Genomic DNA, 15,076 nt, shown 5'->3' with positions numbered 1-15,076 from the left:
ACAATGAGGTCTTTTCGTTGGAGTTTACTAGCATTTCTAGTAGGCAGTAGTTGGTATTCTGCTCAGCCGCAAGCGAGCCATGCTACCCCTACCAATCAGATTCAAGTTACCACGACGGTTGATGATACTAACCCCAGCAACCAAACGTGTTCACTACGCGAGGCAGTTTTGGCCGCTACCAGCGATCAAGTGGTGGATGCTTGCCCGGCTGGCGCTGGCGCTGATCAGATTTTGCTGCCCGCTGGAGTCTATCGGCTAACCAAAACTGGCCGTGACGACGATCAAGGCCTAACTGGCGATTTGGATCTGCGTGGATCGGTGCAAATTACGGGAGTGAGTTCAGCGACCACGATTATCGATGGAAACGTGACTGATCGCGTGTTGGAACTGCACGAAGGCCGATTGACCTTAGAGCATGTAGAAGTTCGCAACGGCTATATTTTGAATAATGATGATACGGCAACCTATTATGGGCATGGTATTTTTCAACGCAACGGTAATTTAACCCTCAATCATGTTCGTGTGATTCACAATGGCATTATTACTTCGCCAATTTTATATGGTCTCGCCAATTATGGTGGTGGGGTGGCCAGTTTGGTGGGCACGCTCAACATTCAAAACAGCTTTTTCAACGATAACGAGGTGCGCACCATTTTTATGGGTGGCGTTGGCATAGGTGGCAGTCTCTACATCAAACAAAGCACGGTCAACATTGCTAACACAATTTTTGAGGCCGATACGGCGGGCACAGGTATGGCGATTGCCAACGATGGTGGCAATTTGACGCTTAGCCAGAGCCAGATTCGTTTGGCAATTGGTCAAGGCGAGCAAGGCGCAGCCATCGATACGATCAAAGGCATGACGTTGATCGAAGCTAGCGAATTTCAGCAAAATCAGCCACGCGCAGTCAAAATTAATCAAGGTGCTGAGGCCGAAATTATCAACAGCCTGTTTGTTCAAAATGGTGGGGTTGGTAATTTTTATTGTGCTAGTGGTGGCGCAGTCGCCAATGCTGGACGTGTGTTAATCAGTGATTCACGCTTTATTGATAATTATGCCGATCAAGGTGGCGCGGTCGTGCAAAGCCATGGCAGCAGCGAAATTTATCGCAGCGAGTTTAGCGCCAATCGTAGCAATGGGGTCAATAGGTTGCGCGAAAACTGCCATGCCTCAGGTGCGGCGATTAGCCAACAAGCTGGAACGATGCTGCTCGATACCAGCACGCTGGCCTTCAACGATAGTCGTGGTTTGGGCGGAGCTTTGGATCAGCGCGGGGTTACCTCGGTCTTGACCCTGACCAATTCGACCGTGGTTTCAAATACCAATCGTTTTGCGACGGGCATTGGTGGGGCTGGTGTTTCAATCAGCGGCACATTGGCACTGAGCAATAGCATGATCGCCAATAATTGGCATACACTCAGCCAAACTGCCAACGATTGTCTTGGTAACCTGACTAGCCAAGGCCATAATTTACTGGAGCAGCCGACGAGCCAATGTCAATTGCTCAATCAGCAAGCCAGCGATCTGCTGAATCTTGATCCCTTGCTTGGTGAGTTTGCGCTGCATGGTGGCAGTTCACGCAGTTTTAGTTTGACTGCTGCTAGTCCGGCGCTTGATGCTGGGCCTGCCGATTGCGGCTTGGTCGATCAACGGCTCTATCCACGGCCTGTCGATGGCAATAACGATCAGACAGTGCGTTGCGATATTGGAGCATTTGAGGCTGGCATGATTGCCCAAACCCAGTATTTTAGCTTTTTACCCTTTGCGATGACCGGAGTTCGTTAAAAGTAATGCCCTTCACCTACCATAGTCGGTGAGGGGCGTTTGGTGTTGCAAGGATTGCCTGCGTTCCCTCACCCCCGACCCCTCTCCCACTGCGGCGGGCGAGGGGCATTCCAGTCTTCATGCTGGGCGGGAGAGGGGGTTAGCTTTCAAGGGTGGGTTTTAACGTTCCCTCACCCCCGACCCTCTCCCACTGAGGTGGGCGAGGGTCGTTCCAGTCTTCATGCTGAGTGGTTCCCCCTCGCCTCACGTGTGGGAGAGGGGGCTAGGGGGTGAGGGCATGTACCTTAGCTATCGAGCTTCAAGACCGCCATAAAGGCATCTTGTGGAATCTCGACGTTGCCCACCATCTTCATGCGCTTCTTGCCCTCTTTTTGTTTTTCCAAGAGCTTGCGCTTACGGGTGATGTCGCCACCATAACATTTCGACAACACGTCTTTGCGCATGGCACGGATGGTTTCGCGGGCGATCACCCGTGAGCCAACAGCTGCTTGGATTGGCACTTCAAACATTTGGCGTGGAATCAGCTTTTGCAGCTTTTCGACCAATTGGCGGCCTTGGCGGTAGGCATTGTCACGGTGGGTGATCATCGAAAGTGCATCAACCGCCGTGCCATTGACCAACACGTCAAGCTTGACCAAATCCGAGGCGCGATAGCTGCTCAGATGATAATCCAGTGAAGCATAGCCTTGGGTGCGCGATTTCAGCGAATCGTAGAAATCGATCACAATTTCGGAGAGCGGAATTTCGTATTTTAGCACAACCCGCTCTTTATCGAGATAATCCATGCTTTGGAAAATGCCACGTTTGCCCGTGACCAGTTCCATGACCACGCCAATATAGCGGGTTGGCACGATAATGCTAATCGACATCATCGGTTCTTCGATCTGGCTGATTTGGCCAACATCGGGCAATTCCGAGGGATTATCGATGATCAAAATTTCGCCAGCATTGGTTAGCACTTGGTATTCCACGCTCGGCGCAGTGACCAATAGATCGATGTTGTATTCGCGTTCGAGTCGTTCTTGCACAATTTCCATGTGCAGCAAGCCCAAGAAGCCTGCGCGGAAGCCAAAACCCAAGGCGGCTGAGGTTTCTGGCTCAAATGAAAGCGCCGCATCATTCAAACGTAATTTTTCGAGCGCATCGCGGAGTAAGGTGTAATCGCCCGAATCGACTGGATACAAACCTGCGAACACCATTGGTTTGGCTGGTTCATAAGGAGCCAACGAGGTGGTTGCCGGATTATCAACCAAGGTGATTGTATCGCCAACTTGGCAATCGCGCACTGATTTCAAACCAGTCGCGATGTAGCCGACTTCGCCAGCGCTGAGCGCTTGACCAGCGACCATCCCAGGCCGGAAGAAACCAATTTCCATGGCTTCGGTCAGCACTTCTGTCCCCATCAGGCGCAATTTATCGCCAGCGCGAATCGTACCATCAACCACCCGAATATAGGCAATTACGCCTTTGTAGGCGTTGTATTGCGAATCGAAAATCAAGGCGCGAGCTGGCGCTTCGTTGGTGCCTTTGGGCGGTGGAATGCGGGCGACAATTGCTTCGAGAATTTCGGGCACACCTGTGCCTTCTTTGCCCGAAGCCAAAATAATTTCTTCGCGTGGCAAGCCCAGCACATGCTCGACTTCCTCGGAAACGCGCTCGACTTCAGCACCAGGCAAGTCGATTTTATTCAAGATTGGAATAATTTCGAGGTTGTTTTCGAGTGCCAAGTAGACGTTGGCCAAGGTTTGGGCCTCGATCCCTTGGGAAGCATCAACGATCAACAATGCGCCTTCACAGGCTTGCAACGAGCGTGAAACTTCATAGCTAAAGTCAACGTGGCCCGGGCAGTCGATCATATGCAAGGCATATTGTTGACCATCCTTGGCGGTATATTCTAGCCGGACGGGGTGCATCTTAATTGTGATGCCCTTTTCGCGTTCCAAATCCATGGCATCGAGGGTTTGTGCCCGCATCTCACGTGATGAAAGCGTTTGGGTCACTTCCAACAAGCGATCCGAAAGCGTGGTTTTGCCATGATCGACGTGGGCGATAATGCTAAAGTTGCGAATGTGCGTCTGTTCAGCCATTGTATTTTTTATGTCCTATGTGTGAGGGCTTGCAAGGTCAATCTGTTGACAGTATATCATGAGGCACGAAATTGATTGAGCTAAGGCTGAATGGCGATTAATCCTGCCCGTTGAGCCAAGGCTAATTTTTTGGCATGCACCCGCAAGCTAGCTGCATCGATCATCTGATCATCAATTGCAATTGCCCCTAAGCCTGCCTGTTGATCGGCAGCTTGGTAGGCGTTGATCAGGCGTTGAGCTTCGGCAATTTCGGCGGCACTGGGCAAAAAGGCTTGGTTGATGATTGGTACTTGGGCCGGATGAATCGCCCATTTGCCATCGAAGCCCATCGTGGCGGCCCGTTCAGCATCGCGTTGGCAGGCCTCAGCATCGCGAAAGGCAAAGGTCACATTATCAATTGCCTCTAAGCCAGCCGCTTTGGCTGCTACCAACATTTTGTGTTTGGGGTAGGCAAACATGCCCCATTGATCATCTGCCGAGCGTGCTCCTAAATCACCAGCATAATCCGCCAAACCAAAAATTAAGCTTTCCAAACGGGGCGAGGCATTGGTAATCTGCTCAACTGCTTGTAAGGCGCGAGTGCCTTCAATTAATACTTCGAGCTTAATTGTGCCAACCTTCAAGCCAATATTGGCCTCGATTTGGCTGAGCAAACGATCGACGAAGCGCACATCGTCAGCACTTTCGATTTTAGGAATCACCAAGACATCGATTTTAGCGCCAGCAGCCTCGACAATTTCGACAACATCGCGATAGTGATAATGGGTTTGCACCGCATTTGGGCGCACCGCCACAATCTTCTGGCCAAAATCCAAGCTTTGCAAGGCTTGAATCACGGTCGCGCGGGCAGCAATTTTCTGCGAAACAGCACAAGCATCTTCTAAATCAATAATCACTTCATCGGCCTCAGAGGCGGCGGCTTTGGTGATCATGGCGAGGCTATGGGCGGGGCAGGTCATTTCACTGCGGCGAATCCTTGACGACATGCAGGCATCCTTTATGCTAAAAACGGCAAGCCGCCAAGACCCAAAGGCGCGTTGTCAGGATGCTTTGGAACTGAGCGGCTTGATGCTAAAATTAGGCTTGTTCGATTGAGCTAAATGCATAGGCAGCAGCGCCAAGCACCCCTAGGTTATCGCCCATCTTGGTTTGATGAATCGGCACATTGCGATAGCCAGGCAAGGCACGTTTGGTAATTTCAGCCCGAGCTGGGTTGAGCAAACGATCGCCTAAGTTGGAAACCCCACCGCCCACGAAAATCGCTTCAGGGCTGAACATATGCAGCAAATTGACAAAGGCAATCCCCGACCAAAAGCCAGCATTTTCGATCAAACGTAGTGCCAACTCATCGCCTTGCTGCGCCGCCAGATCTAGATGATGCGTGGTGACGGCATCGGGGGTGGTTAATTGATTAAGCACGGTTGCTGTGCCAGCCCGCATCGCTTCGGCAGCGTGGTAGGCCAAAAATGTGCCCGATGCGAGGGCTTCCCACGAGCCAGCAGGGGTTGCTGTGGCGGGCGCAAAACCGTGCGGGTCGAGCACCATGTGTCCAACTTCGGCAGCAAAGCCATTGTGACCGAGCAACAAACGGCCATCGCAAATGACCCCACCACCAACGCCCGTGCTGATGGTGACGTAGATCATATTTTGCATGCCACGACCACCGCCGAACAACCACTCGCCGACGGCAGCCAAATTGGCATCGTTGCCGAGCACGACTGGAAATGGTACTTGGGCGGCGATTCGGTCGCGGATGGGGAAGTTTTCCCAACCTGGCAAGTTGGGCATGGTAATAACCGTCCCAGTAAAGGGGTTAAGTGGGCCAGGAGCGGCGATGCCAGCGCCGACAATCGTTGCACCATTCGCCGCAGCGATCATGGCGTTAATTAATTGAGTAATCCGACCAACAACTGCTTCAGCACCTTCATGGGCTTCGGTGCGAATCCGTTCATGAGCAAGAATTTCACCATCTCGGTCAACTAAGGCCGCACGTAAATGCGTGCCCCCGAGATCAATCCCGATTGCAAATGCCATAGGAAAAACCAATACCTTTCATGCGGATCTTTTAATTGCGCAATTATAGCACAGGGCATTTTGGGCTTTCTGCCTATAGACATTCACCCAGATGATCAATACAATAACAAAAATAAGCCAAATTTTAGCTAACAGCCGATTGTATTGTTGCTGCATAGTACGGCCTATGCTATACTCGCGCCGATACACTCACGATGTAAATCGTCCCGGGATTGACAGGAGTATCGATGAAGCTACGCCACAGCGCACAAACCGACATTGGGCGTTCACGCGAAGTTAACCAAGATGCCTATGGCGTGGGCGACCCGCTACCAAACGGAATCCAACTTTTTGTTGTTTGCGATGGCATGGGCGGTCATTTAGCTGGCGAAGTTGCCAGTCAAACGGCTGTGCAAACCATGTTGGCAACATTTCCGAACGTTGTTCAAAGCGATATTCCCAAAGCCCTCACTACTGCTATCGTGAGTGCCAATCAGGCTGTCTTCGATCGTGGCCGTGGCAATATGGGAACCACTTCGGTGGCCTTGCTGATCTTCAAAAATGTGGCGTTTCTGGCGAATGTTGGCGATAGCCGCGCATACTTAATTCGCAATAATGCAATGCGCCAAATAACCGTCGATCACTCGTTTGTCGAGGAGCAAGTTCGGGCTGGGTTGATGACCCGCGAACAAGCATCACAATCGAAGATCAAAAACATCATCACCCGCGCGGTTGGGCATCAACGCGAGGTGCAAGTTGATGTGTTTCGTGAGCCAGTTCAGGCTGGCGATCGCTTTTTGATCTCGTCCGATGGTCTGCATGGCTTTGTTGATGAAGCAACCATCTTAAAAACCATCAATACGCTGCCATTTGAGCAAATTGTGCCACGCTTGATCGATCTGGCGAATGGAGTCGGTGGTTACGATAATATCACCGCTTTGTTGGTGCAAGTTGATGAGCTTGAGCTGATTGCCGATAATGATCCATTGTTGGAAACATTATTGAATCAGCCGTTGACTGCGCCATTGCACAGCGCCGACCCGATCACTGAAGAATTTGAATTGCCAGTTGGGCCAACCGGCACAGCGCCAATGCCTGTGGCTGGCATGCGCGATGACGAAACTCAACAGCATGTGCCGATTACCGCTTCTGGTCGTTTGAATCCAGCAATGGCGGCTGTACCGACAAGTTCGGCTCGGCCTACGCCCACTACTCCCAAACCAGCCAGTGGTGGTTTATCAGGTTGGGGTATTCTAGGTTCGTTGGTGGTGTTAGCGGCGTTGGTTGGGGTGCTGTATGTTTTTAAATTGCCCCCAGTCAGTTTGTTATTCCCTGATACGACGGTGACACCCAATCAAATTGTGGTGGCGGTTCCGTCGATGATGCCAACAACCCAGCCAACTACAACTTTAGCACCAATTACCAATGCGCCGTTGGCAACCGCAACCTCGGGCATTTCGCCCACATTGCAACAACCAACACCAACTCCTTAACTTTGGTCTTTTCTCAATGTACCAACCCCGTGCTATTTGGCGCGGGGTTGGCGTTTAACGCTGTTTGCGGCTGCTGGCTCGCACAATTAGGGTTGGCTCAAGCACAATCTGTTGGCGGGCAATTGGTGTAGCTTCAATCTCGCCAATTAATAGCTCGATCACTTTGGCCGCGACCATATCAATTGGCTGACGTACCGAGGTCAGTTCTAGCAATTCGGCAATCGGTGAATCATCATAGCCAGTCAAGGCTAAATCCACCCCGACTTGTAAGCCTGCCAAATCGAGGTAGCGTTTGGCTCCAAAGGCCATCACATCGTTGGCACAAGCTAGCGCCGTAATCCGTGGCTGTTGATTGAGCAGTTCTTGGGTCGCCGCAAATGCTGCATCAACTGCATTGGGAATATGCCGAATGCTGCGTTGATCAATGCTTAATCCTGCTGCCTCGAAAGCTGCATAATAGCCCTGCAAGCGCTCATCGCCGATGCGCATGCCTTCGGGCCAGCACAATAAGCCAATTTGCTCATGGCCCCGGGCAATCAAGTGCTCAACCGCCAATTTCATGCCCAGCTTGCTATCAACATCAACCGCAGGGAAATTCCAATCGCTGTTGGCGCGGCCAAAGCTTACAAATGGCAAGTCGGTTTTGAGCAGATAGTTAATTCGTGGATCGTTGTAGCTAATATCGCTTAGCACCAAGCCATCGATCCGCCCAATTTGCATCAGTTCAGCATAGGGCTTGGTGCTGGCAGGGTGCGGCTGGGCAAAGGTCAAAATATGATAGCCCCAAGCCTCGGCAGCCTGTGCCATCTCATATAAAAAGCGATCAAGCAGGGCATTGGGGCGGCTGGGATCTTCGGTTTTATGCCAACCATAGCCAATCAAGCGCGTATGGTTGGATTTCAAGCCACGCGCAATGCTGTTGGGGCGATAATTCAACTCGGTGATTGCTTGCAAGACCCGTTGGCGGGTGGTTGATTTGGTGCGGGTGCTGCCATTGAGCACATGCGAAACCGTGCCAATTGAAACCCCAGCCAGCGCCGCAACATCGCGAATTGTAATGTTGAGGCTATAGTTAAGCTTGGCGGCAGCGGCAGACACCTGTTCACGGACTGCTGGCGTGATGTGTGAAACTCCATCAAGCGCCTGATAGACCGTCAACATCGGCAGTTCGGTAAGTTCGGCAAGTTGTTTAAGATTCGACATAAACGCTTTCTAGCACTAGCCTTTGCTCCCACCAATTGTCAAGCCGCCTTTGATAAAGCGTTGCAGTAACAGCGCCGCGATCAACTGTGGAACCATCGCGGTGAACGAGGCCGCCATTTGCAAGTTCTTGGGAAAATCCTTGACCAAGGCGAACAGGCGTACCGTCACTGGTTGCAATTTGGCATCGCGTAATACCAACAATGGTAACAAGAAATCTTTCCAGAGACTAATAAAGGTCAAAACTGCTAAGGTCAGCAGAATTGGCCGTGCCAATGGCAAGGTAATGCTCCAAAAAATCCGAATTGGCGAAGCTCCATCAACCATCGCTGCATCATAAATATCTTGGGGAATTTGCTCGAAGAAGTTCTTGAGCACGATGATTGTGAAGGCATTGGCGGCATAGGGTAGCCACAAACCCCAATAGCTGTTCAGCAAACTAATATTGAGCAACGGCAATTTGACCAAAGTGGTGTATAACGGAATGATATAGGCAATCGCTGGAATTGCCATACTCACAAACAACATTGTCATAATCACTTTTTGGCCAATTGGCTTGAGCCGCGAAAGGCTATAGGCCGCCATCGAACAGACCGTCAGTTGACTAACCACCCCGCCTAGGGTAATGGCAAAGGTGTTGAGAAACATGCGTGGCAGATTGAAACGAGTCCATGCCTCGCGATAATTCTCCCAGTGAGCGACTTCAGGCCACAAATTCAGGCCTGGTTGATAAATTTCGCTGCTGGTTTTGAGTCCAGCCGTGAAGGTGAAAATAAATGGGAAGAGCAAGCCACAGCTAAATAGTGCCAGCATAATCCCTAAAACAACCCGCAAAATTGTGCCACGCCGTGATCGCGACTCGACCTCGGACATAATGCCCATGCTTGAACTCATCGGTTGCTCCTTGTTGGCTAGGGTTGATTAATCGGCATGCTTTGGTTGGCGCATCGAGAGCCAAACATACACCACCGAAAACAGCGAAAGCACGACCAACAGCGAAACGCTCCAAGCCGAGGCGAGGCCAAAATCGTTGCGAGCAAAGGCGATGCGGTAGCTTTCAAGCACAGGCGTAACCGTGCTATTGGCTGGGCCGCCTTCGGTTAATAAAAATGGCTCGGAGAAAACTTGTACCACCGCAATTACTTGCAACATCAGCAACATCAGCATGCGCGAGGAAATCAAAGGCAGGGCGATGTAAATAATCCGATCAAGCACCGAAAAGCCATCGAGCTGGGCCGCTTCGTACAGTTCTTGGGGAATTTCACGCAAGGCCGCGAGGTAGATTAAGATTGTGCCGCCAACCCCAGCCCAAGTCATAATCACAATCATGGCAGGCTTGACCAAATCGGGGTTTTGCAGCCAAAGTTGCGGCGCGATCCCAAATTTTGCCAAAATATTATTTAGAAAACCACCTTCAGGCGCGTACAACTGCCGCCAAACCAACAAGCCAATTGTCGCTGGAATCAAGGTTGGTAGATAGGCCACCACACTATACAAACCACCCAAACGGCGTAATTCGTTGATCATCAGGGCGATAATAATTGGCACCACAAAGCCCATCAACAAACTCAAAATTGTAAAGTGAAACACATTGCGCCAAGCAGTATAAAACAGCGGGTTATTAAACATCCGCTGGTAATTATCAAAGCCAACCCAGGTTGAATTGCCGTTGAGCTTAACTTTTTGGAAACTATATATTACCGCCGTAACCATCGGATACCAAGTGAAATAGAGAAAAATCAGTAGGGCTGGCAAGAGAAACAGATAAGCATAGAATTGATTGCGCCACTGAATCCGTGGCCGCAGCCGCTCAGTGCTTGTGGCTGCAATCAGCTTCGATTGAGCAACCTTCATTGAAAACTCCTTCACGATGCTGCAACCACGCCTTGCTCCCAATTGACTGAGAGCAAGGCGTGGCAGCTGATTATTTCAGTTGGTCAAGTACATTATGTTGGAAGACGGTTGCAGCCTCGGTCACATTAGCGGCTGGATCAATGGCTTGGTCAGTCAGAATGCTGCTGACAACCGCGCCCATTGCGCCATAGTATTCTTGGCCGGCAATCGCTGGCTCAAGCTCCAAAGCAACCTTGCCTGAGGTCACAGCATCGCGGAAGAGTTGGTAGTTTTCAACGGGTAGGTTGGCATATTTGGCTTGCAGCGTATCGAGCGCCGTTTGATAATCGCCAACGTACAACGGCAAAACTGGTGCGCCGATCACATATTGCGGATCTTTGGCGCTCAAATCGTAGCCAATTTGAATTTCGGCGGGGTCGAATTGGGTCCAGAGGCGGAAGTAGGCCGCAGCTTCTTTTTGATCGTCATCGGCGGTCGCATTGACCATGGCGATATTGCCACCAACCAACGAAACGCTCTTGGCATTTGGGCCAACTGGCAATGGCGCAAAGCCAAATTTCTTCAGATCAACATCGGGGAAGGTGGTGCGTATCCAATTAAATTGGTCGCCCGCCATCACCACCAAGGCGGCGCGGTCGGTTGCCAAGGCTTCGCCATTGCGTGCCCAGTCGAGGTTTTCGCGTGGCAACACATCGTAGTTCCAGCGCAATTCTTTGATGTAGTTTAGGGTATCGACTGGAGCGCCAGTTGCAAAACCTGCGCTATAGGTGCCATCGCTATTAGTTTTGACTAAATCGGCTTGTTTTGCGCCGAAGGTATAGGCCATGGTGGTTACTTGCCAGCCAGTGGCATTACCGCCATCGGTGATAAACGAGAAACCAGCTACGTTGGTATCGCGATTGGTCAAGGTTTTGGCCATAGTGGCCAATTCTTGCCAACTGGTTGGAGGAGTATCGAAGCCAGCAGCTTTGAGCATGTCGATGTTATAGCCCAAGCCCATCGCATAGGCAAAGCGGGGAATCCCATAGATTTTGCCATCTTTTGAGGCGATTGCCAAAATATTGGGATTGAACAAGCCATCGAGTTTGCTAGCGCTGAACACGCTGGTCAAATCAGTGGCAATTTCTTGCTCAACAACTTTGGTTACATCGGTCAAATAGACTTCAAACAGGGTTGGTACTTGGTTACCAGCCACCAACGCAGCGAAGGTATCGGGGGCATAGGCATAATCGCTGCCAATGATCGTTACATTGGGATAAACCTGTTGGAAGCGAGCGACTTGCTCTTTCCAGGTTGCCAAGGTGGTTGGCTGCGATTCGGGTGGCATGCCAACGACGGTGATTTCAACTGGCCGACCGCCAGCAATTTGCTCAGGCATGGTGATCACTGCGGGTAAGCTGGCAGTGTTCGCAGCAGGAGCAGTGGTTGGTTGGCTATCTGCGGTAGTTGCGGTTGCTACGATTTCGGCGGCGGTGGTTGCTGCGGCAGCAGGCGCGTCGGTTGGGTTGGTTGTAGGGGTTGCTTCACCACAAGCCGTCAAGATCAACGCGATCAGCAGGTTGAGCACAAACAACACGCGAAATGATCGAAGTTTCATAGACTGCATTGTCCTTCTGATAGTGGGCTTTCCAAGCCACGGGCATCAAGTCGTGTCTGCCATAACCATTCCTGATGCTGCACCGGAGCTGGGTTTGAACCGATTCAATAACCCCTATCAGAATATTCAATAATTGATTGATTAGGCTGGCTTTACAATGCTATTGGCTGCTTTTTAGCGCAAATTCACCAAAATCTAGCCCAAAACCAAGTATAAGCAATCGCTTTATTGAACCGTTTCAAGCATAGCACATCGCTGAAAGAGTTGTCAATATTAATGTTTTCCGAGGGTTCAGGGGTCAGGGATTAGGGGAGAGGAAGTTTTTTGATCCACGAAGGACACGAAGCTGAGGCTCATTAACTGCCTGAATTGCCAGCCAATGTGTTCGAACCTTAAAATCAACATTCGTGTGCTTCGTGTGCTTCGTGCGCTTCGTGGATCAAAAACTCTACGCTTTTTGTTCTATCTTTGAACGCTATTTGAACGCTAACCCTCAAGCAACTGGCTATACTCACAGCCAAGCCATAATCTTCCTGAGCGCCTGCGGGATAGAATTGATCCAACAACCCCGTTAGCATTTCCATCGAATAGTGCTTCTGGCAAAGCTTGAGGTGCAACAAAACTATTCGAATTAAAGACAACCTGCCTGTGAGGAGCACGGTGATATGCCCATTCTTGCGCAATCGTTAAATGTGTTGCAATCGTATGATCACGGTGCACAAAACTTGCTGCTCGATTATGGTGGTGCAAAAGTTGCCATCAGTATGCTGACCGAGACGATTATCCGGGTGCGTTTGGCTCCTGATGGTCGTTTTGCCAAGCGCCGTTCGTGGGCGGTGGTTACGCCCGAGCACGCTTTTACTCCGGTTGATACGACGCTCAGTGAAACCGAGCATGGTTTGGTGCTGCGCACCGCCGAGCTGACGCTGAAAATTGAACGTAACTCTGGCCAGATTAGCTTTTATACCAGTGACGATCAGCCGTTTTGCGGCGATGCCGAAGGATTCAGCTGGTCGGCGCAGCATAGCTCAATCACTTGCCGTAAGCAATTGCACCCCCAAGAATATTTCTATGGTTTTGGCGAACGCTCAGGCCAACTTAACCAACGTGGCCTAACCCGCACCAACTGGACAACCGATCAACATCGCTATGGACCTGGTACTGATCCCTTGTATATTGCGATTCCTAGTTTTCTGGCGTTGCGCCAAGGCTTGGCTTATGGGGTATTTTTGAATAATACTTGGCATAGCCGTTTTGATCTTGGGGTAGAAGATCCTGCGGCTTGGAGTATGACGGTCGATGGCGGCGAGCTTGATTATTACCTCTGTTTTGGGCCAACTCCTGCCAAAGTTTTGCAAGGCTTTGCCCGTTTGCTTGGCACAACGCCGTTGCCGCCCCGCTGGGCCTTAGGCTACCATCAAAGCCGTTGGGGCTACAACTCGGCTGAACAAATTTGCCAAATTGCCCAAGCATTTCGCCAACGCCAACTCCCCTGCGATGTGATTCACCTTGATATTGACCATATGGATGGCTATCGCGATTTTACGTGGAATCCGCAGTGCTTCGCTAATCCGGCGGCAATGGTGCAGGATTTAGCTGAGCAACAGATTCGCTTGGTCAATATTGTCGATCCTGGAGTTAAAATCGACTCTGAGTATGCGGTTTATCAATCGGGGCTAGAGCACAACAGCTTTATTCGACGGGCCAATGGCGAGATTTTTCATGGCTATGTTTGGCCCGATGATTCAGTCTTCCCTGATTTTAGCCGCCCCGAGGTACGCACTTGGTGGGCAAGCATGCAACGCCGTCTGATTGAGATTGGCATCAGTGGCATTTGGAATGATATGAACGAGCCGACGGTCTTTACCATGCCATTTAGCCAAGGTGGTAGCACGCCTCAGCCCATTGAGCTTGATGCAATTCAAGGCCCAGCCGACGAGCGCACGACTCACGCCGAAATGCATAATCTATATGGCTTGGGCATGGCTCAGGCTGCCTATGCTGGCATTCTCGAGGTTACAAACCAACGCCCATTTGTGCTGACTCGCTCGGGCTATGCTGGAATTCAACGTTGGAGTGCTTGCTGGATGGGCGATAATGCCTCGCGCTGGGAGCATTTGGAACTGGCAATTTCACAATTGGTCAATATGGGGCTTTCGGGCGTGCCATTTGTTGGCACCGATATCGGTGGCTTTTTCGATAACGCCAGCCCTGAATTATTTGCCCGCTGGATGCAATTTGGCATTTTGATGCCCTTCTGTCGCGGTCACTCGCACACTGATACCGCGCCGCATGAGCCTTGGCAATTTGGCGCTGAAGTCGAGGCAATTTGTCGCGAATATTTGCAGTTGCGCTATCAATTATTGCCCTATTTGTATACACTCTTTTGGCAAAGTTCGCAGGATGGTGGGCCAATTCTGCGGCCATTGCTCTACGAATTTTCCAACGATCCTGCTACCTATCAATTGCATGATCAAGTAATGCTTGGGTCGGCCCTCTTGGCGGCTCCGATCTATCAGCCCGGCAAAACCCAGCGCCATGTCTATTTGCCAGCTGGCCAGTGGTACGATTGGTGGACGAATGAGTTAATCGAAGGCCCAACCCATTTACTAGCCCAAGCACCGCTTGAACGCATGCCCTTGTACGTTCGGGCTGGCACAATCTTGCCGCTTGGCTCGGCCAGTAGCCAACATACAGGCCAAGTCGCCGAGAGCCTGAGCTTGGAATGCTATCCGGGCAATGGTTCGTTTAGCTTGTACGAAGACGATGGCTTGAGTTTCGATTATCAACAAGGCCAATCGGCGGTGATTAATTATCAAATCAGCCATGATCAACAAACCTTGACGATTCGCAGTGGTTGGCGCGAGGGTGATTTCACCCCTGCCCCACGCAATATTCAACTCCGCATTCATGGTATCAGCGCCGCGAGTGCGGCCACGTTTGCTGGTGCAAACTATGATCCTGCTCAGCGGGTAGCAACCCTAAGCCTTGCAACCGATGAGCATTTGGATTTACAAATGCAACTTGATTAAACAAAAAAACCACGG

At 50.9% G+C, this 15,076-nt stretch carries 10 protein-coding genes; 3 read left to right on the top strand and 7 right to left on the bottom strand.

Annotated features, from left to right (window positions below):
• Positions 1 to 3 precede the first annotated feature (3 nt).
• On the top strand, positions 4 to 1,785 hold the full coding sequence (locus ABEB26_RS07355; protein WP_345721320.1) for a choice-of-anchor Q domain-containing protein: 1,782 nt from the start codon (positions 4 to 6) through the stop codon (positions 1,783 to 1,785).
• Positions 1,786 to 2,069: 284 nt separating this feature from the next.
• On the opposite strand, the gene lepA is transcribed toward ABEB26_RS07355, so the two are convergent.
• From lepA to ABEB26_RS07340, 3 genes are all read right to left on the bottom strand, one after another.
• Complete coding sequence (gene lepA / locus ABEB26_RS07350; RefSeq protein ID WP_345721319.1) at positions 2,070 to 3,872, bottom strand: translation elongation factor 4; 1,803 nt, start codon at positions 3,870 to 3,872, stop codon at positions 2,070 to 2,072.
• An 80-nt stretch (positions 3,873 to 3,952) separates the two neighbouring features.
• Positions 3,953 to 4,858, bottom strand: coding sequence for an HpcH/HpaI aldolase/citrate lyase family protein (locus ABEB26_RS07345; protein ID WP_345721318.1), 906 nt, complete (start codon positions 4,856 to 4,858; stop codon positions 3,953 to 3,955).
• 91 nt (positions 4,859 to 4,949) lie between these two features.
• Complete coding sequence (locus ABEB26_RS07340; protein WP_345721317.1) at positions 4,950 to 5,906, bottom strand: ROK family protein; 957 nt, start codon at positions 5,904 to 5,906, stop codon at positions 4,950 to 4,952.
• 227 nt (positions 5,907 to 6,133) lie between these two features.
• On the opposite strand from ABEB26_RS07340, the gene ABEB26_RS07335 reads away from it, so the two are divergent.
• Positions 6,134 to 7,378 carry a Stp1/IreP family PP2C-type Ser/Thr phosphatase gene (locus tag ABEB26_RS07335; RefSeq protein WP_345721316.1) on the top strand — a complete coding sequence of 415 codons (1,245 nt, stop codon included), beginning with the start codon at positions 6,134 to 6,136 and terminating at the stop codon, positions 7,376 to 7,378.
• Between the two features lie 54 nt (positions 7,379 to 7,432).
• Here ABEB26_RS07335 and ABEB26_RS07330 read toward each other — a convergent pair whose 3' ends face one another.
• From ABEB26_RS07330 to ABEB26_RS07315, 4 genes are all read right to left on the bottom strand, one after another.
• Complete coding sequence (locus tag ABEB26_RS07330; protein WP_345721315.1) at positions 7,433 to 8,581, bottom strand: LacI family DNA-binding transcriptional regulator; 1,149 nt, start codon at positions 8,579 to 8,581, stop codon at positions 7,433 to 7,435.
• A 15-nt stretch (positions 8,582 to 8,596) separates the two neighbouring features.
• On the bottom strand, positions 8,597 to 9,472 hold the full coding sequence (locus ABEB26_RS07325; protein ID WP_345721314.1) for a carbohydrate ABC transporter permease: 876 nt from the start codon (positions 9,470 to 9,472) through the stop codon (positions 8,597 to 8,599).
• A gap of 27 nt (positions 9,473 to 9,499) precedes the next feature.
• Complete coding sequence (locus ABEB26_RS07320) at positions 9,500 to 10,432, bottom strand: carbohydrate ABC transporter permease (RefSeq protein WP_345721313.1); 933 nt, start codon at positions 10,430 to 10,432, stop codon at positions 9,500 to 9,502.
• 70 nt (positions 10,433 to 10,502) lie between these two features.
• On the bottom strand, positions 10,503 to 12,029 hold the full coding sequence (locus ABEB26_RS07315) for an extracellular solute-binding protein (protein WP_345721312.1): 1,527 nt from the start codon (positions 12,027 to 12,029) through the stop codon (positions 10,503 to 10,505).
• A 665-nt stretch (positions 12,030 to 12,694) separates the two neighbouring features.
• On the opposite strand from ABEB26_RS07315, the gene ABEB26_RS07310 reads away from it, so the two are divergent.
• A complete protein-coding gene (locus ABEB26_RS07310) occupies positions 12,695 to 15,061 on the top strand; it encodes a glycoside hydrolase family 31 protein (RefSeq protein ID WP_345721311.1) in 2,367 nt (788 codons plus the stop codon).
• Positions 15,062 to 15,076 lie beyond the last annotated feature (15 nt).

Source organism: Herpetosiphon gulosus, assembly GCF_039545135.1.
Taxonomy (GTDB): Bacteria; Chloroflexota; Chloroflexia; order Chloroflexales; family Herpetosiphonaceae; genus Herpetosiphon; species Herpetosiphon gulosus.
Note: the sequence above shows the minus strand (reverse complement) of the source record. Positions and strands in the feature narration are given on the sequence as shown.

Bases quoted from the DNA above. Each gene is read 5' to 3' on its own strand.
- ABEB26_RS07355 (WP_345721320.1), top strand. From the start codon at position 4: ATGAGGTCTTTTCGTTGGAGTTTACTAGCATTTCTAGTAGGCAGTAGT.
- lepA (WP_345721319.1), bottom strand. From the start codon at position 3,872: ATGGCTGAACAGACGCACATTCGCAACTTTAGCATTATCGCCCACGTC.
- ABEB26_RS07345 (WP_345721318.1), bottom strand. From the start codon at position 4,858: ATGTCGTCAAGGATTCGCCGCAGTGAAATGACCTGCCCCGCCCATAGC.
- ABEB26_RS07340 (WP_345721317.1), bottom strand. From the start codon at position 5,906: ATGGCATTTGCAATCGGGATTGATCTCGGGGGCACGCATTTACGTGCG.
- ABEB26_RS07335 (WP_345721316.1), top strand. From the start codon at position 6,134: ATGAAGCTACGCCACAGCGCACAAACCGACATTGGGCGTTCACGCGAA.
- ABEB26_RS07330 (WP_345721315.1), bottom strand. From the start codon at position 8,581: ATGTCGAATCTTAAACAACTTGCCGAACTTACCGAACTGCCGATGTTG.
- ABEB26_RS07325 (WP_345721314.1), bottom strand. From the start codon at position 9,472: ATGAGTTCAAGCATGGGCATTATGTCCGAGGTCGAGTCGCGATCACGG.
- ABEB26_RS07320 (WP_345721313.1), bottom strand. From the start codon at position 10,432: ATGAAGGTTGCTCAATCGAAGCTGATTGCAGCCACAAGCACTGAGCGG.
- ABEB26_RS07315 (WP_345721312.1), bottom strand. From the start codon at position 12,029: ATGAAACTTCGATCATTTCGCGTGTTGTTTGTGCTCAACCTGCTGATC.
- ABEB26_RS07310 (WP_345721311.1), top strand. From the start codon at position 12,695: ATGCCCATTCTTGCGCAATCGTTAAATGTGTTGCAATCGTATGATCAC.